The sequence below is a fragment of the Mesorhizobium sp. J18 genome (genome assembly GCF_007829525.1).
In the GTDB taxonomy this organism is placed as follows: Bacteria; Pseudomonadota; Alphaproteobacteria; order Rhizobiales; family Rhizobiaceae; genus VLJP01.
Map to the genome: position 1 here is coordinate 38,881 of NZ_VLJP01000001.1, position 22,007 is coordinate 60,887.

Genomic DNA, 22,007 nt, shown 5'->3' on the forward strand with positions numbered 1-22,007 from the left:
TTATGCCAAAGGCTCTGTCGCCTTCTCCAGCCAGGCCAGGGCCTCGCCGTCCAGCATCGGGCCGATCTCCTCCCGCACGCGGCGGTGATAAGCGTCGAGCCAGTCGCGCTCCTCGGCGGTCAGGAGTTCAGTTTTGACGAGCCTGCGGTCGAAGGGCACGAGCGTCAGCGTCTCGAAACCGTGCATTTCGATATCGCCGCCGGGCACCGGCTCTGCCGGCGTGACGACGATCAGGTTTTCCATGCGGATGCCGTAGGCTCCTTCCTTGTAGTAGCCGGGCTCGTTCGAGACGATCATGCCCGGCAGCAGTTTTTCGTTCCCGGTCTTGGCAATGCGCTGCGGCCCCTCATGGACCGAAAGATAGGAGCCGACGCCATGGCCGGTGCCGTGGCCGTAGTCGAGTCCCGCCTTCCACAGGGCCATGCGCGCGACCACGTCGATGTCCATGCCGCGCGTACCGGCGGGAAAGCGCAGCATGGAAATGCCGATCATGCCTTTCAGCACCAGCGTTGCGCGCTCGCGCATCTCTCCGCTCGGCGCGCCAATGGCGACCGTGCGGGTGATGTCAGTTGTTCCGTCCTCGTATTGGGCACCGGAATCGATCAGATAAAGCTCGCCGTCTCCGAGCATGCGATTGGTGTCCGTGGTGACGCGGTAGTGGATGATCGCGCCATTGGGACCGGCTCCGGATATCGTGTCGAAGGAGATGTCGCGCAGGGGCATCTGCATTTCCTGACCCGTATGGATGCGGATTTCCTCCAGCTTCCTGGCAACCGTGATCTCGTCGACCGTTCCGCCCGGCTGAGCATCAAGCCAGCATAGGAAGCGGCAGACCGCTGCGCCATCGCGCCGATGGGCGGCACGCGCGCCCGCCAGCTCGGCCTCGTTCTTCGTTGCGCGCGGCAGGCGGGCGGGATCGGGCATGTTGACGACGGAGCCGCACGTCTTCTCCACGATCCGCCGGAGCTGGTCGGCGGCAAGCGAAGGGTCGAGGCCGATTTTGCCGCCACCGGATGCCAGCTTCTCCAGTTCCCGTTCCAATGAGGATGGAGGAAGAAGGTCGGCGAGCTGTGTCAGATAGGCTTCGGTCTCGCGGGGAAGCTTGCGCTTGTCCATGAACAGGCGCGGCAAGCCTTCCGGCGATATGACGGCGAAACCGAGCGCAAGCGGCGTGTGCGGAACGTCGGCGCCGCGTATGTTGAAGGCCCAGGCCAGCGACGACGGATCGGTGAGAACCGTGTGATCCGCGCCTGCATCCCGGACGGCCGATGCAAGGCGCGCCAGCTTCTCCCTGGCGCCTTCCCCCGCATGCTGTTGCGCGTGAATGCTGACAGGTTCCAGCGGCGGGGAGGGCTGGTCGTCCCACATCTCATCGACGGGATTGCCGTCGACGGCCACGAGTTCGCATCCCTTGCTTTCAAGAGCCTCCTCGAGTTTGCCGATCTCGGAGATCGTGTGCAGCCATGGGTCGAAACCGATCCGCGTCCCCGCGCTGAGATTGTCGCTCATCCATTTGCGGGGCGGATTGTCGACAAGGCTCTCAATGGTGAAGATTTTCGGATCGGTCTGCGCGCGAGCCTGCAAGGTGTAGCGGCCATCGACGAACAGGATTGCCCTGTCGCGCAGGATGAGAGCTACGCCGGCCGAACCGGTGAAGCCCGTCAGCCAACGCAACCGCTCGGAACGTGGCGCGACATATTCGCCCTGATGCTCGTCGGCCCGGGGCACGAGAAAACCGTCGAGCCCCATGCTGGAGAGGCGTCCACGCAGATGGGCGACTCGCGGCGCGCCTTGCGCCGGGTCCGAGATGACGTCGAAACACTGGAACATGGATTCGGTCCGGATGCGGTTGGAAATGCCGAAACCTAGCCGCCGCCGCCTTCCAGTGCAACGAAAAGGCAGATTGTCCGTCACTTGTGCAGGCTGTGCGTTTTTGCAGTGCAATATCATGTTCGCATATGCAAAATCAGATTGCTGCCATGCACAATGAGCAGTGGTGATTTAGGTCAGCAATGCTTACCTTCCATCATGTGGATGGTTGTGATGGCAAGGAGATCTTCCAATGGCCCGGAATGCGAAACATGGATTTTTCCGTAACGCCATGGCCGCGCTCATCGCCGCGCGCGAGAAGCAGGCGAGCCGCTATGTGAGCGGCGCTCTGCTGATGCTCGATGACGAGACGCTGAAGGCACATGGATATTCGCGTGCAGAACTGAAGCAGCGCGGCGGCGCTTATCACATGTTCTGACCACCGCTTGATATGCGGCATCGGAAAGGCGGCTTCATGGGCCGCCTTTCCTGTTTTGGGGTCAGCGTTTCATATGAATGGTCACCCAGCCTTCGCGATGGGTGGTTCGCATATGGCGGAAGTCCTGGCCTACATAGGCAGCGACAACAGCATCCCGTTGGCGATCGAGAATGCCTGAAAGGATGATCGATCCGCCGGGCGCGAGATGGCGGGCCATTTCCGGCGCCAGGCGCATCAGCGGCCGCGCCAGAATATTGGCGACGATCAGATCGAAGGGTGCGCGTTCCGCGAATATGCGATGATGGAATCCGGCCGCCGTCTCGGCCGTCACCCAGCGTGCGACCCTATTGAGCCGGACATTCTCGCGCGCCACACGTGTAGCGATTGGATCAATGTCCGTAGCGAGCACGGATATGTGCGCCAGCTTGGCCAGCGCGATCGCAAGCACCGCGCTTCCGGTCCCGAGGTCCAGGGCGTTGCGCGGCCGCTCGCGCTTCATGACGTCGGAAATCATTTCGAGACAGCCCGCGGTGGTGCCGTGATGGCCAGTGCCGAAGGCAAGCCCGGCCTCGATCTCGATGGCGAATTCGCCAGGCCGGGCTTGGTCACGCTCATGCGAGCCATGCAGGAAAAAGCGGCCGGCGCGCACGGCACTGAGGCCCTGCAGGGAATGCGCCACCCAGTCGATCTCGGGCAGGATTTCGCGCTCGATGGAAAGCGGCGCGCCCGGGCCGGCAATCGCTTTGCGCATGCGCTGCATGATCTCGTCGACATCGTCACCAGCATAAAGCGAGACCTCGAAAAGCTGCCGTTCCTCGTCGGTCTCCGTGATGGCCAGCGGCAGACCGTCATCCTCGAAATCGCGTTCGAGCGTCTGGTAGATGCGTTCCGCTTCCGGGCGCGGCGCGGTGAGAAAAAGACGGTTCTGGGTCACGGAGCAGACTCCGCCGGGTTCATGCGCCGTCTGCCAGCCGTTTCAGCTTGGCAAGGGCAGTTTCCGGGTTTTCCTCATAGGCGATCGTGCCGGCGAAAGCCCCATCCTTATCCAGCAGGAGAACGGACGCCGTATGGTCCATCGTGTAATCGCCGTCCTCCAGCTCCACCTTACGGGCATAGATGCCGAAAGACTTCGCCATGGCCGCTACCTTGTCCGGCTCGCCGGTGATACCCTTGATGCGGTCGGAGACGTTGCTGACGTAATTGCCGAGCACTTCCGGCGTGTCCCGTTCGGGATCGATGGAAATGAAATAGGCCTGGATGTTCTCGCCGTCATTGCCCAGTTGCTTCAGCCAGCCGTCCAGCTCGAACAGCGTCGTGGGACAAACTTCGGGGCAATGGGTGAAGCCGAAGAAAAGTGCCGTCGGGTGGCCCCGGAACGCGGCTTCTGTAATCGGCTCTCCGTTCTGATCGACCAGCTCGAAAGGCGCGCCATAGGCATCGCCGGAATTGCGCGCATCATACCATTGGTAGGTAAGGGCGCCGACGCTGGCTGCCATAACCACAAGGATGCCGATGAGGATATAGCGCATCATGAGGGTAGGATCTTTCTAGAAGCACCAGGCGAGGCCGGACTCAACCAGCGTCATGAAGATGCGGGCGCCGTTGTCCATCCACATGGCAAAGGCGATGCCCGTTAGCGCAGAAAGCGCCAGTGCCGTGCCGCTGATCACGAGTGTCTTGCGCAACGCAATGGACCTGACTTGTCTCATGACGGAATGATAGCGTCTTGCCGTCGTGCCGGAAATACGCCTGTTTGCCGCAACGCAGGCGCGCCATTTGCACTTGTATTCGGATATGGTGCAACCAATCTGTCGCCGCAATGGCTTTCTTCAAGGATGGATACGCATGGCACGTCTTGTCATCGCGATCATGGCCGTGGTCATGATTGTCACGCTTCTGCTTCCCGCTCGCTCGGAAGAGGTGGGAAAGGTCGGCGTCGACTGGTTCGGCAACGACATCGTCATAGAGGCGATCACCGATCCGAAGGTGCAGGGGGTGACCTGCCATGTCTCCTATTTCGACCGCAGCGTCATCGACCGGCTGAAGAAAGGGAATTGGTTCGAAGACCCGTCCAATTCCTCCATTTCCTGCCGGCAGACCGGCCCGATCGTCATCGGCGATATCGAACTCGACAGGGAAGGCGAGGAGGTCTTCAGCCAGAATATCAGCCTGATATGGAAGCATCAGGTGGTCAACCGCATTTACGACAAGGAAAACGACACGCTGGTCTATCTGTCGCATTCGCGTCAGGTGCAGGACGGCTCGGCCAAGATGGCGATCTCGACCGTGCCGCTCTACGGCCAGAAGGTCGAGTGGGTGCAGGGCAAGCCGGAATAGGTCTTGCCGGGCCGGTCCGCCAGGCGTAGGGCGGAGACATGGACGATCTCCGCCTCACCGATCCAGAGCCGCGCATCCATCCGACGGCAGTCATGAAATCCTGCCGGTTGGGACGCTACGTCGCCGTCGGGGAACGGGTCGTGTTGCGTGAGGTCGCGGTCGGTGATTTCTCCTATTTCGAGCGCCATGCCGAGGCGATCTATACGAGCATCGGCAAGTTCTGCTCCATCGCCGCCAATACGCGCATCAATGCGCTGGAGCATCCGCTCGAGCGCGTCACTACGCACAAGGTGAGCTATAGGCCGAACGAATATTTCCGGTACCTCGGTGTCGACAGCGCCTTCCGTGAGCGCCGCAGGGCGAAAAAGGTGACGATCGGCAATGATGTGTGGATCGGACATGGCGCAGTTATCATGCCGGGCGTCGCTGTCGGAAACGGCGCTGTCATTGGCGCCAATGCCGTCGTGACGCGCGACGTCGCCGCCTATGAGATCGTCGCCGGGAGCCCGGCGCGTAGATTGCGCAACCGCTTTGCACCGGCCATCGCAGCGCGGCTCGAGGCACTTGCCTGGTGGGATTGGCCGGTCGAAACCCTGTTCGAGGTCATTCCCGACATGCAAACCCTCGAGATCGAAGCTTTTCTGGAGCGGTGGGGCCGTTAAAGCCATTCCCCGCAGGTTCGTCACGAAATCTTCAAATATTGGGCCGGAACGATCGGACGGGCCGGTGGTTGGAAAGGCGTAGGGACAGAATGAAGCAACAGGAGGTACGCGACGATGAAACGCAATCTTGCTATCGCCGCCGCATCCATGCTGGCCTCGACCGCCTTTGCCGGATCGGCTCTTGCCGGGGACAAACTGGACAGTGACAACAGCGCCCAGGTGGGATCGGGAGCCGACACCGGGATGGAAGCCGGTTCCGGCACAACGACACCGGGCATGAGTTCCGATACGCAGTCCGGTATGGAAGCTGATCCAGGCGTCGATACCGGCACGACCGCCAGCACCAATGCGGAAGCCGATATCGATACAGCCATCTCAGCCATATCGTCCGGTGCAAGCGCGTCCGACATCGAGGGCATGACCGATGCATCAAGCGTCAATATCGTTCGTGTCGGCGAAGAGGCGGAGGCCGAGCAAACGGCCAAGCTTGACAGCGCGCTGGAGGAAAACCAATCGCAGATCGAGGAACTGCGCAGCGCCATTGACGAAAATTCGGCATTGAAGGCCGAACTGGAAGCGCAGGACTTCGATACCTCTGATGTCGTGGCTGCCGAGGCTGACGCCGACGGTACGATGACGATCTATGTCCGCTGATCAAGCGGCATTTTATCGTGGTGAATGAAGCGCCGGCCCTCGGGTCGGCGCTTTTTCCATTGCAACTGCAGGCAAGACGGTGCGTTCTTCCAAGGATTTTCCCGGGAGGACGAGATGAACGAGATCAGGCTCAAACGCATCTATGATGCGCCGGAAGAGGCGGACGGTTTTCGGGTGCTTGTCGATCGCCTTTGGCCGCGCGGCGTCTCGAAGAAGCAGGCCGCCATCGATCTGTGGATGAAGGAGGTCGCTCCTTCCACGAAACTGCGCAAATGGTTTCACCATGAATCGGGCCGTTGGGAGGAGTTCGTGAAGCGCTACCGCGAGGAATTGGGACACAAGGGCGATCTGATCGACGAATTGCGCGTGCGGTCCAAGGACGGTCCGTTGACCCTCGTTTACTCCGCAAGAAATGAAAAACAGAATCAGGCGGTTGTGCTTAAATCTGCTATCGAAGGTTGAGGCCGTTTTGGAATGCGTAGGCGCGAGTTTAAACCCTCTCGACGAAGCCGTCCAGCACACGCTTCTGGCCGGCCTTGTCGAAATCGATGGTGAGTTTGTTGCCATCGATGGCGGCGACATTGCCGTTGCCGAACTTTAGATGAAAGACGCGATCGCCGATCTTGAAGGGCGAAGGGGTGTCGGAGACCGATTTCGCCACCAGTTCGCCTTCGATCACGCGCCCTTTGACCGAACCGCGTCCGGCGCCATAGCCTGAATCCGGCTCGCCATAGCCGATCCGCTCGACCTGATGGCCGGACCGCGAGCCCCAGTTGCGATCGGTCGCTTCGGTGCGGTTTCTCTGAGCGCGCTGCCAGCCGGGCGTCGCATAGGTATTGGAGAAGGAACTGCCGACATCATCGAAGCGCGACGCGCCGTAGGGATTCGGCCGGCCGGCGCCGGTCCTGCCATAGCCGCCATAGGAACTGCCCTCCTCGGCCACCTCGACATGCGCTTCCGGCAATTCGTCGAGAAAGCGGGAGGGGATGGTGGACTGCCACAGGCCATGGATGCGCCGGTTCGAAGTGAACCAGATATGCAAGTTCCTTTTGGCCCGCGTAAGGCCGACATAGGCGAGGCGACGCTCCTCCTCCAGGCCGGAACGCCCGCCCTCGTCGAGCGAGCGCTGGTGCGGGAAAAGCCCTTCCTCCCAGCCTGGCAGGAACACCGTCCCGAATTCCAGGCCTTTCGCCGAATGCAGGGTCATCAGATTGACGGCATCGAGCTCTTCGTTCTGCTCGGCATCCATGACGAGAGCGACATGCTCCAGGAAGCCGCGCAGGCTCTCATATTCCTCCATGGACCGGATCAGCTCCTTGAGGTTGTCGAGCCGGCCCGGCGCTTCGGCCGAACGATCGTTCTTCCACATATCGGTGTAGCCGGATTCTTCGAGGATGATCTCGGCAAGTTCGGTATGCGGGGTATTGTCCAGCAGCCCCTGCCAGCGCTCGAAGCTCTCGACCACGTTGCGCAATGCCGCGCGCGGCTTCGGCTTCAGTTCCTCCGTGCCGACAAGGTCGCGGGCTGCCTGCAGCATGGGGACGCGGCGCAAGCGCGCGACATCGTAGATCTGGCGGATGGCGGCTTCGCCGAGGCCGCGCTTGGGAACATTGACGATGCGCTCGAAAGCGAGATCGTCCGCGCCTTGCGCCACGACGCGGAAATAGGCCAGCGCATCGCGAATTTCCTGCCTTTCATAGAAGCGCGGACCTCCGATAACGCGGTAATTCAAACCCAGCGTGACGAAACGGTCCTCGAATTCGCGCATCTGGAAGGAGGCGCGCACCAGGATCGCCATATCGTTCAGGCTCTCGCCCCTGGTCTGCAGCGCCTCGATCTCCTCGCCGACGGCGCGGGCTTCCTCTTCCGAATCCCAGGCGGCGTGGACCTTCACCTTCGGCTCATCGGGATCGGCTGCGTCGGTGAAGAGGGTCTTGCCAAGCCGGCCTTCGTTATGGGCGATGAGATGGGAAGCCGCGCCGAGAATATGGGCGGTGGAGCGGTAGTTGCGCTCCAGACGGATCACCGTCGCGCCGGGGAAATCCTTCTCGAAGCGCAGGATGTTGTCCACTTCCGCCCCGCGCCAGCCGTAGATGGACTGATCATCATCGCCGACACAGCAGATATTGATTTGCTGTGTGGGTTTGTTCTCGTTCACGGCCGCTTTACCTTCCTCCCTGAGGGGAGGGTCGTCGCGAAGCGGCGGTGTGAGGGTATTGGTGGCCGCATTGTTCATGAGCGCACCCACACCCGGACCTTCCTTCAAAGTGGAGGAAGCTTGAGGCCGCTGGGCCAGAAGCCGCAGCCACATATATTGCGCGGTGTTGGTGTCCTGATACTCGTCCACCAGAATGTATCTGAACTTGCGGTGATATTCTCTCAGTACATCCGGGTGATCGCGGAAGATGCGGATCGGATGGCACAAGAGGTCGCCGAAATCACAGGCGTTGAGCGTCTTCAGCCGTTCCTGATAAGCGGTGAAGAGCTCGCGGCCCTTGCCATTGGCGAAAGCTCTTGCATCGCCCTCGGGAATGTCCCCGGGTCCGTAGCCCTTGTTCTTCCAGCCGTCGATCATCATGGCGAACTGGCGGGCCGGCCAGCGCTTGTCGTCCAGCCCTTCGGCCTGGATGAGCTGCTTCAGGAGGCGGATGACATCGTCCGTGTCGAGGATGGTGAAATCCGAGCGCAGACCGGCAAGCTCGGCATGCCGGCGCAGCAGCTTCACGCCGATCGAATGGAAGGTGCCGAGCCACGGCATGCCCTCGATCGCCTCGCCGACAAGCACGCCGATCCTCTGCTTCATCTCGCGCGCCGCCTTGTTGGTGAAGGTGACGGCAAGGATCTGCGAAGGATAGGCGCGGCCGGTGGCGAGGATATGCGCGATGCGCGTCGTGAGCACCCGCGTCTTGCCGGTGCCGGCGCCGGCAAGCACCAGAACCGGTCCCTCCGTGGTTTCCACCGCCAGTCGCTGTTCGGGGTTCAAGCCGGCGAGATAATCGGGAGCAGATCCCCGGCGGGCTGCCATGGCGCGCGCGGCGATGCCGCTGCCGGCAGGCGCAGACTGGTTGTCGGGACGTCGCGGCGCGTCGTCCTCGTCAAAAAAGGGCAGGTCGTCGGGAAATCCAGACATCACATTGCGAATGTAGTGATTCGGGCGAGAAAGGCCAGCCGACAGCTTACCGGCGCAGATTGACGCTGGCCGTCGCCACGGCTAATTTGCTGCCCGGCCGGATGCAGCCGGCAGCCCGCGCCTGTTTCAGGCATGGCGAATGCATCCAGAAACGTCCATTCCTCGTCTCCTTTCGGACGGCGGAAATGTCGGCAATGCGGGCACTGACGCGATTTCCGCCGCATATGAAAGGTGACGCGAAATGCGCACATATCATGACGCCAAGGCCATGGCGAAGGTGCTGCGGGAAGCCCTTGCCGAAAGAGCGGTCGAAATCTCCCATGGCCAGGCCCTGGAAATCGTGGCCAGGCAATTCGGTTTCCGTACCTGGAACATTCTTTCGGCAAAGATCGAGAAGGATATTGCGGGTCTGGTTTTCGAACCGGCCGTGCCTATTGTACGTATCTTCGATATCGACAAGGCGCGCGAATTCTATCTCGATTTCCTCGGCTTCACCCTGGATTGGGAGCATCGGTTCGCGCCCAACACGCCGCTTTACTGCCAGGTGTCGCGCGGAGGACTGCGGCTGCATCTCAGCGAGCATTCGGGCGACGCAAGTCCTGGCGGCAATATGGTTGTCTATATGCGCGGCGTCGAAGCCTGGCAGAAGGAACTGGTTGCCAAGAACTATCGCTACAACAGGCCCGGTCTTTCACATGAGGAATGGGGTCCGGAGATGCAGGTGATCGACCCGTTCGGCAATCGGATCCGGTTCAGGGAACGGCGCGACGACTGATACGACCGTCAGTGCAACTTTAGGTCTCCTGGCCCGTTGCCTTGGATGCGGCCCTGTGCGTAGTTGATCGGGGCCGCAATTGGGGCGGGAAATATGGGCGCGAGGCACGGCAGGAAATTGGACGCTGACCGCGAAGAGGGTGGGCATGGCGGCTTTCGCCAAAGCAGCGAAGCCTTCGTCCGGTTCGCGCGTGCCTTGGCCGCAGACAGCGCCGATGCTTTCGCCAATCTGTGCAGAAAGACGCGGGTACGGTCTCGTAATGCGCGCATGCATATGCAGGAGCTGGCGGTAACGGATTCCGATGACAGCGCCATCAGCACGTCGGCCCCTTCCGCCCGCCGGCGTCTCTTCGTCTGGTTCCTTGGGATCGGTGCCGCAGGTCTTGCATGCCTGTTGATCGTGCTCGTCTGGGCCTTGCACGATGTGCCCTGGCAGGAAATCGCGGAAGGCACGCGCGATCCCGTGATCGTGCTGGAGGCCGCCGATGGAGAACCGATCGTGCAGGAAGGGCCCTATCGCGGCGCCTATGCGGACTATGACGATTTTCCCGGCACTCTCATTGCCGCTGTAACCACGATCGAGGACCGCCGGTTCTTCGAGCATAACGGCCTCGATCTGTGGGGCATCGGGCGGGCGCTCGTGCGCAACGTGCTGGCCGGCGAAGTCGTGCAGGGCGGCTCCACCATCACCCAGCAGCTCGTCAAGATCTCCTATCTCGAACGCGAACGTACTTTCAGGCGCAAGATCCAGGAAGCGGTGATTGCTCTTTGGCTCGACTGGAAGCTCGACAAGGAAGAGATCCTCACTCGCTATCTCAATTCCATCTATCTCGGAGAGGGGGCGACGGGCGTTCCGGCCGCAGCACGGGTCTATTTCGGCAAGGAGGTGAAGGATCTTACGCTTGCCGAATCCGCGATGATCGCCGGCTTGATCCGGGCTCCGTCGATCCTGAACCCGGTCAATGATGCGGAAGCTGCCCGTCGCCGCACGGAAGTCGTGCTGGATGCGATGGCTGCGAATGGCGTGATCAGTCCGCAGGCTGCGGAGGAGGCGGAGCTGGACTTTGCGGAAGTGGAGCCCACGAAGCTGACCGGTACTGCGGGAAGCTGGTTTGCCGACTGGGTGCTGGAGGAAGCGCGCAAGATCGCTGGCCCCTATAATGGCACGATCCGGGTCCGCACGACGCTCGTCCCGTCGCTTCAGCGGATGACCCAGGATGCGGTGAACCGGACACTGGAGGACTATGGAGGTGGAGAGGTTCCGCAGGCGGCGCTCGTCGCGATGACGCCACAGGGCGCCGTGGTGGCCATGGTCGGCGGGAAGAGCTACAAGGAAAGCCAGTTCAACCGGGCGGTTTCAGCGTTGCGCCAGCCGGGCTCCACCTTCAAGCTCTTCGTCTACTATGCTGCACTCAAGGCAGGTACACCTCTGCGCGCCCGGGTCGACGACTCGCCGGTCGATATTGATGGCTGGAAACCGGAAAATTTCGATGGGCGCTATCATGGCTGGGTGAGCTTTCCCGACGCCTTCGCCCGCTCGCTGAATGTAGCGGCGGTCAAGATCGCCATGGAAGTCGGCATCGACAAGGTGATCGCCGCCGCCCGCGAGCTCGGCATCGACGCCCCACTCGACGATACGCCGAGCCTCGCGCTTGGCACATCGGAAGTGACCCTGCTCGACCTGACCGGCGCCTATGCCTCCGTCCGCAACGGCATGGCGCCCGTCGAGCCCTACGGCATCGCCTCCTTTTCCGCCGGCGCGGAGGGCGGAAGCATAAGGGCGGAAAAAGGCGGAAAGCCTGCGATTCCGCTCGGCGCGGCACAGCGGGACCTGACGCGCCTTCTGGAACTTGCCGTGGAGCGAGGGACCGGCAGGGAAGCTGATTTCGGAGGCTTCGCCGCCGGCAAGACCGGTACAAGCCAGGACCACAGGGACGCCTGGTTCATCGGCTTCTCCGACAATCTGGTCGCGGGCGTCTGGGTCGGCAGGGACGACAATTCGCCAATGGAGGATATTTCCGGCAGTTCGCTGCCGGCGACCATCTGGCGACGCTTCATGGAAGCGGCTTCCTCGGAGCCGCTGCCGGATGTCCTGGCTGCGGAAGGCGGAGGGGGTGCCCAGGTTTCCTGCAACATACAGGCATGCGAACGGGCCTACAGGTCCTTCCGCGCGTCCGACTGCACTTTCCAGCCCTATGACGGGCCACGCAGGCTTTGCGAAAAATGAAGGCGGCTCAGTGCTCGGTCTCGCAGAGCGAATGGTCGGCTAGCGACCGGATGACTTGACAGTCATCGACCCTGCCGTGCCGGCAGCTTGCAACGATCCGCGCCAGCTCCTTTTCAAGGCGTTTCAGCCGCGCGATCTTGCCGCGTATCTCCTTCAGGTGCTCGACCGCGATGCGGTCGATTTCCGCGCATGGCCGATCCGGATCCTGGCCGAGAATCACCAGTTCGCGAATGGCCTCGATGCTCAGGCCAAGCTCGCGCGCATGGCGGACAAAGGCCAGCCTTTCCAGTGCGTCACGGCCGTAGCGGCGCTGATTGCCTGCCGAACGTTCCGGCGGGTCAATCAAGCCGGTCTCCTCGTAATAGCGGATCGTGGGCACCTTGACGCCGGTACGGCGGGAGAGATCACCGATTGAAAACATTTCCGAAGAAACCTCTTGAACCTCTAGTTACTAGAGAGATTAGCCTCGTCACATAGGGCAACAATAGGCAGAAAGGAAGCATCATGGGTGCATGCTGCGGAGATCATAACGAACGGTTCGATGGCATGTCGAAAGATTATCGCCGCCGTCTCTGGGTGGTCATCGCCATCAATGCGGCGATGTTTCTGGTCGAGATGACAGCGGGCCAGATCGCCCAGTCACAGGCGCTCAAGGCCGATGCTCTGGATTTCTTCGGCGATTCTCTCACCTACGGCATCTCGCTCGCGGTCATCGGTGCGTCGCTTCGGGTGCGCTCGGCGGCAGCGCTCGCCAAGGGCCTCAGCCTGCTGCTGATGGGCGCGTGGGTTTTCAGCTCGACCGTCTATCGCGTTTTCGTCCTCGGCTTGCCGCAGGCGGAAGTCATGGGCGCTATCGGCTTCCTGGCGCTCGCGGCCAATGTAGCGAGCGTGGCTCTTCTGGTCCGCTACAAGGATGGTGATGCCAATGTCCGCTCGGTGTGGCTGTGCTCGCGCAATGATGCGATCGGCAATGTGGCGGTGATGGCGGCGGCGCTCGGCGTGTGGGGCACGGCCACGGCCTGGCCGGATCTGATCGTGGCTGCAATCATGGCCGCGCTCTTCCTCACCTCCGCTACGCAGATCCTCGGCCAGGGGTTCCGCGAATGGCGGACCGGAGCAGTCTCGGCCTGACCGGCCCGGCGTCGGTTTTTCACTGGACGATCGCCGGCAGTTTCCTAAAGTAGTCGGGGAGAGATCAGGCGCGTCAGTCGAAATGCCCAGGACCGAACTGCATTATCTGAAGCCCCAGGACGGTATCCCCAACAGCAGTTTGCCTCTGGTTATCGTCAAGGCGGGGCTCGCAGCCGGCACTCGCAATGGTGACGCCGCCTGTGCCATGCTCAAGAAGAACGGATGGGGCGGAACCTGGGTCTATACGGTCTATCCTTTCTGGCATTTTCATACGCGCGGCCATGAAGTGCTTGCCTGTGTCTCCGGCGAGGCGAGGATCGGCTTCGGCGGCAAGGAAGGGATCGTTGCCGAAGTTCGCCTCGGTGATGTCTGTGTGATCCCGGTTGGGGTAGGCCACAAACGGGTCGAGGCCAGCGAGGATTTCCTGGTCGCTGGCGGCTATCCGCCGGGGCAGGAAGGCAATATTGTCCGGCCCGGCGAAATGGACGATGCGGACATTGCCAGAGAGGTTGGATCGGTGCCGCTTCCGCAAACCGATCCCCTGTCGGGCGCGGCCGACGGCGTTGTTGCCCTCTGGTCCGAAGCCACTGGCGCCGCCGGCTATTAAGCCAACGGCCAGACCCCGACCTGTTCAGGCTGCCGCGGTTTTGCGCTTGATGCCGATGCTGCGGCCGGCACGCTCCGGCAGGGGCAGTACCGCATGCGCAGCGGCCATTGCCTGTATCTTTTCCATGATATCAACGGGGAAGGGGGCGACCCTGGGACCGTTCATGTCCACATGCAGGCTCAAAACCTCGGACGTCGCCGACAGCCAGCCGTCGACATGGCGCAGTTCCTGGTAGACGTGAATGCGCTTCTCGTCATGATCGAGCAGGTGGAACGTGCTAGTGACCGGGTGGCCGAGATGGAGCTCGCGCACGTAGCACACATGGGCTTCGGCGGTGTAGATCGTCAGTTTCCGTTCGCTGGCATAGCCCGGGCCCATCCCGAGTAGTTCGAAAGCCTCGTCGCAGCAGCGATCGAAAAGGACATTATAGTAAGCCATGTTCAGGTGGCCGTTATAGTCGATCCAGTCCTTTTCGATTTCCATCACGCTTGAAACGAAGGGAGCCGCAAATGTCATGGATTCTTCCCGCGGATTGATTGACGAAAGCTCAGACTGCGCTATGCGATAGCGGATAGCGCGGTGACTTTCCTGACCCTAGCTTCGTGACGCGGGGTTGGCCACCTGGCAATATAAAAGAACGCCGCAACAGGGAGAGGATGCGATGGCACTGGCCCAGATTGAAACGGTCGAGCGTAACGACGCGGGCATTGCCACAGCGATCGGCATATTGCGGCAGCGCTACGGCGAGCGGTTCCAGACCGGCCATTCGATCCGGGAGCAGCATGCCCACACCACCAGCTATATTCCGGCCCAGATACCGGATGGCGTCCTGTTCGCGACATCCGTCGAGGACGTGCAGGATTGCGTCCGCGTCTGTGCCGAGCAGCGCGTGCCGGTCATCCCCTTCGGCACCGGCACATCGCTGGAAGGCCATGTGAATGCGCCGGGCGGCGGCATATCGATCGACCTTTCGCAGATGAATCGCGTTCTCGCCGTCAATGCGGAGGATCTGGACTGCACCGTGGAAGCAGGGATTACGCGTCAGGAGCTCAATCACTACCTGCGCGATACCGGCCTTTTCTTTCCCATTGATCCGGGGGCCAATGCCAGCCTTGGCGGCATGGCCTCGACGCGCGCATCCGGCACCAATGCGGTGCGTTACGGCACCATGCGCGAGAATGTGCTTTCGCTCAGCGCCGTTATGGCCGATGGCCGGCTCGTCAGGACGGCGCAAAGAGCGAAGAAGACGTCCGCCGGCTACGATCTCACCCGGCTGCTCATCGGCTCGGAAGGCACGCTGGGGATCATAACGTCCCTGACGGTCAAGCTCTACGGCATCCCGCAGGCGATCTCCGGGGGCGTCTGCCCGTTTCCCTCCGTCGACGCCGCCTGCCAGGCCGTGATCCTGACGATCCAGTCGGGGATACCGGTGGCGCGCATCGAGTTCGTCAACACGCTTGGAATGAAGTCGCTCAACAGCTACTCGAAGCTGGATTACCCCGAAGGCCCCTGTCTCTTCCTCGAATTTCATGGCAGCGATGCCGGCGTGAAGGAGCAGGCGGAACTGTTTGGAGAGATTGCCGACGAATTCGGCGGCGGACCCTTCCAATGGACGACGGTGGCCGAGGAGAGGACGAAGCTCTGGCAGGCCCGGCACGATGCCTATTGGGCCGGCATGGCGCTGCGCCCCGGCGCGAAGGGGCTGTCCACGGATGTTTGCGTGCCAATCTCGCGCCTTGCCGAGTGCATCACGGAGACGGAGGCCGACATCGCAGAGATGGGTCTGATCGCACCGATCGTCGGCCATGTCGGTGACGGCAATTTTCACGTTCTCGTGCTGATGGACATGGACGATCCGCAGGAGGTCGAGAAAGCCGAGACCTTTGTCGGTCGGCTCAATATGCGCGCCATCTCCATGGACGGCACCTGCACGGGCGAGCACGGGATAGGGCAGGGCAAGATGCCTTTCCTCGAATACGAGCTTGGTCCGGGTGTCGATTACATGCGCGCGATCAAGCAGGCGCTTGATCCGCTGGGCATCATGAATCCCGGAAAGATCATCGGCCGCGCGCGAAATTAATCTCCCTTGATTCCCCTGCAATAGGTAGAGTGGACAGTTTCGTCACTTTATAAACGTGCTGATATGCGTATCTTGGGCATGGGGGCCAGGATCGTGCCTGGAAAGCTGCTTGCGGGAGAATCGAGCTGGCACGTCTGTTCGTCATCGTCGGCGGATTGGTCGTAGCGCTGCTGACCGCAGCGCTGATCGGCCCCTATTTCATCGACTGGACCTCTTATCGCGGAGATTTCGAACGCGAGGCAGGGCGCATCCTCGGCCGCGACGTCAAGGTGGAAGGGATGGCGCGGGCGCGGTTCCTGCCGTTCCCTTCAGTGACCTTCACGGACGTGACGGTGGCCGGGGACGCCCCCGGCGAGCCGGCAATGACGGTCGAGGAATTCTCGATGGACGCCGAACTGGCGCCTTTCATGCGCGGCGAGGTGCTGATCTTCGACATGCGCCTTGTGCGCCCCATCGCCACGATCGACATTGCAGAGGATGGCCGGATCGACTGGGCGGTGCGTCCGTCGACGCCCTTCGATCCGCGTCAGGTGTCGCTTGAAAAGGTGACGATCACCGACGGCAGCATCACGCTGCATCATCGCGCTTCGGGCCGCACGCATAAGCTTACCGACATAAACGCCGAACTGTCGGCGCGTACGATCGCGGGACCGTGGCGGATCGGCGGCTCGCTCGCGATCGACGGACTGCATACCGCCCTTTCGGCTTCCACCGGGCAACTGGAGGAAGAAACCGGCATGATGCGCATCAGGATCGCGGCGCGGCCGGAGAACTATCCCCTCGCGCTGGAGACTGATGGGCAGGCGAGCATCGACACGGGCGGTGCTGCTCTCTATGCCGGCACGTTCCGGCTGCGCACGGTTGCCGAGGAGGATGGCCGGTCGCGCGATGAAGGAAGCGCACAGGGACCGGGCAATCGCGTCAATGGCCGGTTCGCCCTTGATCACCAGCGGCTGTCATTCGACGAGTTCCGTTTCGAGACCGGCCCGCTTGAAGATCCTTACACAGCCGATGGTAGCGCTTTCATCGAGCTTGATGCCGATCCGCGGTTTTCCGTCACGGCCGACGGCGCGCAGATCCGCTTCGAAGAGCCGGCTCCCGGTGAAGTGCAAAATTCCGGCTTCGCTCTGGACAAGAGGCTTGCCGTCTTTCGCAACTTCATGCTCTCCCTGCCTGAGCCGACCATTCCCGGCACGGTCGAGCTCAAGCTGCCTGCCATCGTGGCGGGCGACACGACGATCCGCGACATCAGGCTGGAGGCGGAACCGGCCGAGGAGGGATGGTCGATCGGCTCGATGGCGGCAACCCTGCCGGGACGGACGACCTTCGAGGGGCAGGGGATTTTGCGCACGCGCGACAGGCTCGGCTTCGCGGGCTCGCTTGTGCTGGCGGTGAAGCAACCGTCCGGCTTCGCGGCCTGGCTCGCCAAGGATGTGGACGATGCGATCCGTCGGCTGCCGGCGGCAGGATTCAGTGCCGATGTCGATATCACGGAGGAGCGGCAGGTCTTTTCCAATCTGGAGCTGATCCTCGGCTCGGCGCACTTCCGCGGCAGCATAGAGCGGCAGCAGCCGGTGGACGCCCGCGCCTCGGTGTCCGTGATCCTCGACGGCGACCAACTGGACGTGGAGGGGATGGCCGCCTTCGCTTCGCTCTTTGTCAGCGACGAAGGAGAAAACCGCCTTGTGGACCATGATGTGGATCTGCAGGTGACCGCCGGGCCGGTGAATGCTGCAGGTTTGACGGCGGAATCGGTCGATACCGCCCTTCGCATGCGCGAGGGGATGCTGGAGGTCGACCGACTGCGCATTAACGGGCTCGCGGGAGCCAATGTCAGCGCTACCGGTACGCTGGAGGACTTCCCAAACGCCTCGACGGGCAAGATCGACGCCACGGTGGTGGCGGTCGATCTGGCACCGCTGGTGGAGACACTTGCGGAGCGCTTCCCGAACAATCCGGTCCTGCGCAAGATCGACCAGCGCGCGAAGAACTATCCCGGCCTGCTTGAAGATGCCGAGGTCGATCTGGTGGCCAGCGCGGCCGAAAACGGCAACGGCACATCGGGGATGGCCGTCAGTGCTGAGGGCAGGGCAGGCGGCACCTCCTTCAGCTTCGCCGGTTCGGGCAATGGCACGCTGGAGGATATGGCGCAGGCGCCCCTTTCGCTGAATTTCTCCGCCAGGAACGAGGAAGCCGCTGCGCTTTACGCGCTCTATGGCATCCCCTCCGTTCCGCTGGGATTTGCCGGTGCCGCTGATACGGAATTGTCCGCCAAGGGCACCCTGCAAGATGGGCTCCAGACGTCTTTCGGCTTTTCGGGAGAAGACCTGAAGGCGCGGTTCGAGGGCGTCGTTTCACCGCTTGCGGAAACGGCCAAGGGCAAGGCCAGCGTCGTTACCGGCGATTTGGAGCCCTGGCTTGCGGTTGCCGCCGTGACGCTGCCGGGATTCGGGCTGGGTCTGCCAGTCGAGCTGGGTGCAGATATCGACCTGCGCGATGGCCGGCTTGCCATGACGGACTTGCAAGGCGGCGTTGCAGACAAGGCCGTCTCCGGTGCGCTTCAGGCGACCCTGAAGGACGGTAAACCGCATTTCACCGGCTCGCTCGATCTGGAAGTCTTCGATCTCTGGCTGCCTGTGGCCATGGTGCTGGGCGATGCTGCCCTTGAAGGCACGCTCGATTCGACCTGGCCGCGCGCGCCGTTCCGGGACCGCTCTGGTGCTCCCTTCGGCGCCGATGTGCAACTGACCGCTGGAACCTTTTATGTGGGGGAAGCGGTAAAGGCAGACGTCGCGGCCATGAATTTCAGGCTGGACGAGGAAGGCTTTGCCGTCTCCGATCTCATCGCGACCATGAATGGCGGAAAGCTGGGCGGCCTGATCGAATTGAAGAACAATGACGGCACGGGCCTTCTTGCGGCACAGCTGAAGCTCGATGGGGCGGAGATCGGGGCATTGCTGCCCAATGCCGGTCTTTCCGGACAGGCCGACCTGACGACGAGTGTTACGGCGAGCGGCAAGACGATCGAGGGGCTTGTCGCCGGGCTGGCCGGTTCCGGTTCGGTTACGGTCGAAGATCTGATGATTGACGGCATCAATCCGGATGCCTTCGGCCCTATGATCCAGCGTGCCGACGCCATCGGCCGCGAAGTCGATGCGAAGGATGCCGCAGCCTTCGCGCCGGAACTGGTACGTCGGGGGAGTTTCGAGGCCGGTGCCGTGCAGGCGGCCTTCACGGTTGCAAGCGGGGTTGCCCGCATACCGCCGCTGCAGTTGAAGGATGGCGGCACGGTTCTGTCGGTAGAGACAAGGGCCGATCTGACGAAGCTTGAAGCCGCCGCCGAGGGCACAATCGCCTATGATCCGGGGCTTCAGGCTGTTGCCGGTTCCGAGCCCGCAATACGTTTTGCCGCCGACGGTCCGCTGGGAGCCATGCAGGTCCGTCTGGAGACGGAGCCATTGGCGCAATATTTCACCCAGCGCGCATTGGAGCGCGAGCAGGCCCGCGTCGAGCACATGCAGGCCGTGCTCCTGGAGAAGCAGCGTCTTCGCCGCGAGGAACGCTACTACGCCGCCCTCGAAGAGACCAGGATACAGGTGGCCGAGGAGCAGCGAAGGCTTGCCCGCGAGGCCGAGAGGCTGCGCCAGGAGGCTGAACGTGCGCGCCGGGAAGCAGAGGCAAGGGCAAGAGCCGCCGAGGAAGAACGGCTAAGGGCGGAAGCGGAAAGAAAGGCCAGAGCCGAGGAGGAGGCGGAACGGAAGGCGCGCGAAGCGGAACGGCTGCAGCTTGCTCCCGTCCCCGCCCCTTCGTCTTCGGGGAACAGGCAGGAAGGCGCCACGATCGAGCGCGCGCCATTGCCGGCGCCCGAGGCCGGCAGAAGAAACGACAGCCAGCTGGATCTCTCAGGTGACGAAGTCGAGAATTTCTTCCGGCAGGAAAATCTCAGCGTTGATGGGCTGATGGACCTGCTCGACCCGCAATCCGGATCACGGTCGCCCTAAATTTTGTCAGCCCCCTCGCGCTTGACCCATGCGAGAACATGGAGCCTGAGAGCCGAAGAAAGATTGGTTTCGCTGCCGCGCCTGGAATCGACTTCGGCCACGAGGGCGGCCAGCGACATCCGACGTGCGACCGCGATGCGTTCCAGTTCGGCGAAAAAGGGTTCTTCCAGGGAAAAGCTCGTCCTATGCCCTCGGATGACCACCGAGCGCTTGCGGACGGCGCTCATGATCCGCCGCTTGCGTCGTTTCCGTCCGCAGCGGGCTTTTCGCGACGATGCAGGTCGAGGATGTGGTTCGCCTGCTCCTCGACCATCCGCTGCCGGTCCCGCTCGGCGCGCAAGAGTCCATGCTTCCGGCGATTCTCGGCTGCAAGCTGCTCTTTTTCCATACGCTGCTTGCGCTTGCGGATCATGCGAAGATTGACGACCTCGCCCATGAGGCAGGGATCACTTCTTGCGGAAGGCGTCGAGGGAAACGACGTCCGCGCTCTTGCCCTCCTTTTCCGCCTCTGCGCCTTCGGATGCGGTCTCTCTAGGGACCGTATCCTTTTTCCTGGTCGTCTTTGCGTCGGGCTTCCTGTCCGCAGTGCGTTCCTGTCCCGGCAGGGCGTCGACTTCGGCCGGAGCGGGAATATCGGTCTTCACGTCGAACTCGAGTTCGAAATTGACCGACGGATCATAGAAGCCGCGCACGGCGGAGAAGGGGATTTCGAGTCTCTCGGGAATGTCGGAGAAGGAAAGCCCGACCTCGAAGCCCGTCTCGCTCACCTTCAAATCCCAGAACTGGTACTGCAGCACGATCGTCATCTGGTCCGGATAACGTTCGCGCAGCCGGCTCGATATGCGCACTCCCGGCGCATTGGTCAGGAAGGTGATGAAGAAATGATGGTTTCCCGGAAGGCCGGTGCGCGAAACTTCGGCCAGGACCTTGCGCATGACGCCACGCAATGCCTCCTGGGCAAGAATGTCGTATCGGATCTGGTCTTCAGCCATCGCAGGAACAGGTTCAGGACTCGTTCCACCTACCTCTAATCAAGGTCCGTGCGGTCGTAAACCTGTAAAAGCAGGTCTCAGACCGGAAGCTTTTCCTCGATCTTGTCCGCCGGCGCGTACTGACGGCCATAGGCGTGCAGGAAGGTGCGCGCGGCGGTGGTCGCCGTGGTGGCAAGCTGCTCGTCTGTCAGCGTTTCGTTGAACAGTATCGGTAGTTGCAGATCCGCATTGATCAGGGCCATGACAGGGACGGACATGCGAAGGTCCTGCATGTGCGCGGGCTGTAGATAGGGAGATGGAAGAGGGTAAGTGGAGGCTTCTGTTGCCAGGTGCCTCCGAACCCCGCCTAGAAGTGCTAACTGCTAGGGCTTGATTCGAGACTATCGCGCCGCATTAAGCAGCGAGACGTGCCTCAGCATAGTTGTCGTTGGCAACTATAAGGTTTAGCCCGATAACGGTGGTACCATGCCGAGCGAAAGTCCGATCTTTACACCCTCGTCGATCCTGTTTCGCCCCCATCACAAACCGCCAGCGTAGCAGCGGCGGCTTGTGGTGGAGGCGCCGGGTACCGCCCCCGGGTCCGAATGGCTTATTGCATCGGCCGTTTATCGCCATAGTCAGTCGAGCTGACGGGCCCAATATAGGAACTAGGCGGCGGATTTGGAAGGCCTTTTGAGGATTGACTCGCCAGCCCAGTTTGTCGAAGCTCGCTTCCGGTGAGGACGGGCCGACAATAAGGCGACGGTTGCACCGACAGTCGGTTTCCATTGGCCGGTGCCCTTTCGGATCGGTAAGGAGGGAATATTTTCATGGTCGACTATGTTGCAGACGTGAAGAAATATGACGCGACTGCCAGCGAGGAGGCGGTCAACAAGATCGTCAGGCATCTCGGCATCGCGTTGCGCAACCGCGATTCGTCGCTTGTCTCGTGCACCGATCCCAAGGAGCTGGAGCGCGTGCGGCAGCGCTGGTGCGAAAAGAAGCTCGGCGTGACGGATGCGGCGAAATGCGATGCCGTGATCGAGAAGGTCTGCCAGACCATGTCGAGCGACAACACCAAAAGCCGCGTTACCTTCTATTATCTGGTCGCCAAGCACCTCGACAAGCTGAGCTCCCTCTAGAACCAATCGAAGTTCAGGTTTCGGGCGTGGCGCATGTCGCCTC

At 61.9% G+C, this 22,007-nt stretch carries 23 protein-coding genes and 1 other RNA gene; 12 read left to right on the forward strand and 12 right to left on the reverse strand.

Annotated elements, in window-relative coordinates; all coding sequences use genetic code 11:
• On the reverse strand, positions 1 to 1,830 hold the full coding sequence (locus tag L598_RS00165) for an aminopeptidase P family protein (protein ID WP_144858856.1): 1,830 nt from the start codon (positions 1,828 to 1,830) through the stop codon (positions 1 to 3).
• A 232-nt stretch (positions 1,831 to 2,062) separates the two neighbouring features.
• On the opposite strand from L598_RS00165, the gene L598_RS00170 reads away from it, so the two are divergent.
• The gene (locus L598_RS00170; protein ID WP_144858857.1) at positions 2,063 to 2,248 is read left to right on the forward strand and encodes a hypothetical protein; all 186 of its coding nucleotides are present in this window, start codon (positions 2,063 to 2,065) and stop codon (positions 2,246 to 2,248) included.
• 61 nt (positions 2,249 to 2,309) lie between these two features.
• On the opposite strand, the gene L598_RS00175 is transcribed toward L598_RS00170, so the two are convergent.
• From L598_RS00175 to L598_RS21315, 3 genes are read right to left on the reverse strand one after another with little or no spacing between them, the layout of a single operon-like run.
• Positions 2,310 to 3,182 carry a 50S ribosomal protein L11 methyltransferase gene (locus L598_RS00175; protein ID WP_144858859.1) on the reverse strand — a complete coding sequence of 291 codons (873 nt, stop codon included), beginning with the start codon at positions 3,180 to 3,182 and terminating at the stop codon, positions 2,310 to 2,312.
• 19 nt (positions 3,183 to 3,201) lie between these two features.
• A complete protein-coding gene (locus tag L598_RS00180; protein ID WP_144858861.1) occupies positions 3,202 to 3,780 on the reverse strand; it encodes an SCO family protein in 579 nt (192 codons plus the stop codon).
• Between the two features lie 15 nt (positions 3,781 to 3,795).
• Positions 3,796 to 3,957 (reverse strand): hypothetical protein, encoded by a 162-nt coding sequence (locus tag L598_RS21315; RefSeq protein WP_186444898.1) that lies wholly within the window; start codon positions 3,955 to 3,957, stop codon positions 3,796 to 3,798.
• A 160-nt stretch (positions 3,958 to 4,117) separates the two neighbouring features.
• Between L598_RS21315 and L598_RS00185 the strand changes: the two genes are divergently transcribed.
• The 4 genes from L598_RS00185 (at position 4,118) to L598_RS00200 (ending at position 6,363) form a co-directional block, all read left to right on the forward strand.
• Entirely contained in the window at positions 4,118 to 4,585 is a 468-nt protein-coding gene (locus L598_RS00185; RefSeq protein ID WP_246658571.1) for a CreA family protein, read from the forward strand.
• Positions 4,586 to 4,623: 38 nt separating this feature from the next.
• Positions 4,624 to 5,247: a DapH/DapD/GlmU-related protein gene (locus L598_RS00190; RefSeq protein ID WP_144858865.1), complete on the forward strand. Its 624-nt coding sequence runs from the start codon at positions 4,624 to 4,626 to the stop codon at positions 5,245 to 5,247.
• A 114-nt stretch (positions 5,248 to 5,361) separates the two neighbouring features.
• The gene (locus L598_RS00195) at positions 5,362 to 5,901 is read left to right on the forward strand and encodes a hypothetical protein (RefSeq protein ID WP_144858867.1); all 540 of its coding nucleotides are present in this window, start codon (positions 5,362 to 5,364) and stop codon (positions 5,899 to 5,901) included.
• Between the two features lie 114 nt (positions 5,902 to 6,015).
• Positions 6,016 to 6,363: a DUF488 domain-containing protein gene (locus L598_RS00200; protein ID WP_144858869.1), complete on the forward strand. Its 348-nt coding sequence runs from the start codon at positions 6,016 to 6,018 to the stop codon at positions 6,361 to 6,363.
• Positions 6,364 to 6,391: 28 nt separating this feature from the next.
• Here the strand turns inward: L598_RS00200 and L598_RS00205 are convergent, their stop codons facing one another.
• On the reverse strand, positions 6,392 to 9,031 hold the full coding sequence (locus L598_RS00205; protein ID WP_144858871.1) for a UvrD-helicase domain-containing protein: 2,640 nt from the start codon (positions 9,029 to 9,031) through the stop codon (positions 6,392 to 6,394).
• Positions 9,032 to 9,272: 241 nt separating this feature from the next.
• Here L598_RS00205 and L598_RS00210 point away from each other — a divergent pair, with 241 nt between their 5' ends.
• Positions 9,273 to 9,806: a glyoxalase superfamily protein gene (locus L598_RS00210; protein WP_144858873.1), complete on the forward strand. Its 534-nt coding sequence runs from the start codon at positions 9,273 to 9,275 to the stop codon at positions 9,804 to 9,806.
• Between the two features lie 366 nt (positions 9,807 to 10,172).
• Positions 10,173 to 12,032, forward strand: coding sequence for a PBP1A family penicillin-binding protein (locus L598_RS00215; protein ID WP_246658572.1), 1,860 nt, complete (start codon positions 10,173 to 10,175; stop codon positions 12,030 to 12,032).
• 7 nt (positions 12,033 to 12,039) lie between these two features.
• Here the strand turns inward: L598_RS00215 and L598_RS00220 are convergent, their stop codons facing one another.
• Positions 12,040 to 12,453, reverse strand: a complete 414-nt coding sequence (locus L598_RS00220) for a helix-turn-helix domain-containing protein (protein ID WP_144858877.1) — start codon at positions 12,451 to 12,453, stop codon at positions 12,040 to 12,042.
• Positions 12,454 to 12,536: 83 nt separating this feature from the next.
• Between L598_RS00220 and L598_RS00225 the strand changes: the two genes are divergently transcribed.
• Positions 12,537 to 13,163: a cation transporter gene (locus tag L598_RS00225; RefSeq protein WP_144858879.1), complete on the forward strand. Its 627-nt coding sequence runs from the start codon at positions 12,537 to 12,539 to the stop codon at positions 13,161 to 13,163.
• 82 nt (positions 13,164 to 13,245) lie between these two features.
• Positions 13,246 to 13,770 (forward strand): hypothetical protein, encoded by a 525-nt coding sequence (locus L598_RS00230; RefSeq protein ID WP_144858880.1) that lies wholly within the window; start codon positions 13,246 to 13,248, stop codon positions 13,768 to 13,770.
• A 24-nt stretch (positions 13,771 to 13,794) separates the two neighbouring features.
• Here L598_RS00230 and L598_RS00235 read toward each other — a convergent pair whose 3' ends face one another.
• Positions 13,795 to 14,286: a thioesterase family protein gene (locus L598_RS00235; protein WP_144858882.1), complete on the reverse strand. Its 492-nt coding sequence runs from the start codon at positions 14,284 to 14,286 to the stop codon at positions 13,795 to 13,797.
• Between the two features lie 145 nt (positions 14,287 to 14,431).
• Between L598_RS00235 and L598_RS00240 the strand changes: the two genes are divergently transcribed.
• Positions 14,432 to 15,850, forward strand: a complete 1,419-nt coding sequence (locus L598_RS00240) for an FAD-linked oxidase C-terminal domain-containing protein (protein ID WP_144858884.1) — start codon at positions 14,432 to 14,434, stop codon at positions 15,848 to 15,850.
• A 143-nt stretch (positions 15,851 to 15,993) separates the two neighbouring features.
• Positions 15,994 to 19,851 carry an AsmA family protein gene (locus tag L598_RS00245; RefSeq protein WP_281407351.1) on the forward strand — a complete coding sequence of 1,286 codons (3,858 nt, stop codon included), beginning with the start codon at positions 15,994 to 15,996 and terminating at the stop codon, positions 19,849 to 19,851.
• Here the strand turns inward: L598_RS00245 and L598_RS00250 are convergent.
• From L598_RS00250 to ssrA, 5 genes are all read right to left on the reverse strand, one after another.
• Positions 19,848 to 20,078, reverse strand: coding sequence for a ribbon-helix-helix domain-containing protein (locus L598_RS00250; RefSeq protein ID WP_144858888.1), 231 nt, complete (start codon positions 20,076 to 20,078; stop codon positions 19,848 to 19,850). The genes L598_RS00245 and L598_RS00250 overlap by 4 nt on opposite strands.
• Complete coding sequence (locus L598_RS00255; protein ID WP_144858890.1) at positions 20,075 to 20,287, reverse strand: DUF4169 family protein; 213 nt, start codon at positions 20,285 to 20,287, stop codon at positions 20,075 to 20,077. The genes L598_RS00250 and L598_RS00255 overlap by 4 nt, the downstream gene beginning before the upstream one ends.
• Positions 20,288 to 20,297: 10 nt before the next feature.
• Positions 20,298 to 20,843 carry an SspB family protein gene (locus tag L598_RS00260; protein WP_144858892.1) on the reverse strand — a complete coding sequence of 182 codons (546 nt, stop codon included), beginning with the start codon at positions 20,841 to 20,843 and terminating at the stop codon, positions 20,298 to 20,300.
• A 77-nt stretch (positions 20,844 to 20,920) separates the two neighbouring features.
• Positions 20,921 to 21,100, reverse strand: coding sequence for a hypothetical protein (locus tag L598_RS00265; protein ID WP_144858894.1), 180 nt, complete (start codon positions 21,098 to 21,100; stop codon positions 20,921 to 20,923).
• A gap of 51 nt (positions 21,101 to 21,151) precedes the next feature.
• Positions 21,152 to 21,513, reverse strand: a transfer-messenger RNA (tmRNA) gene (gene ssrA / locus L598_RS00270).
• A gap of 139 nt (positions 21,514 to 21,652) precedes the next feature.
• Between ssrA and L598_RS00275 the strand changes: the two genes are divergently transcribed.
• Positions 21,653 to 21,964: a DUF2853 family protein gene (locus L598_RS00275; RefSeq protein WP_144858896.1), complete on the forward strand. Its 312-nt coding sequence runs from the start codon at positions 21,653 to 21,655 to the stop codon at positions 21,962 to 21,964.
• The last annotated feature ends 43 nt before the right edge of the window (positions 21,965 to 22,007 follow it).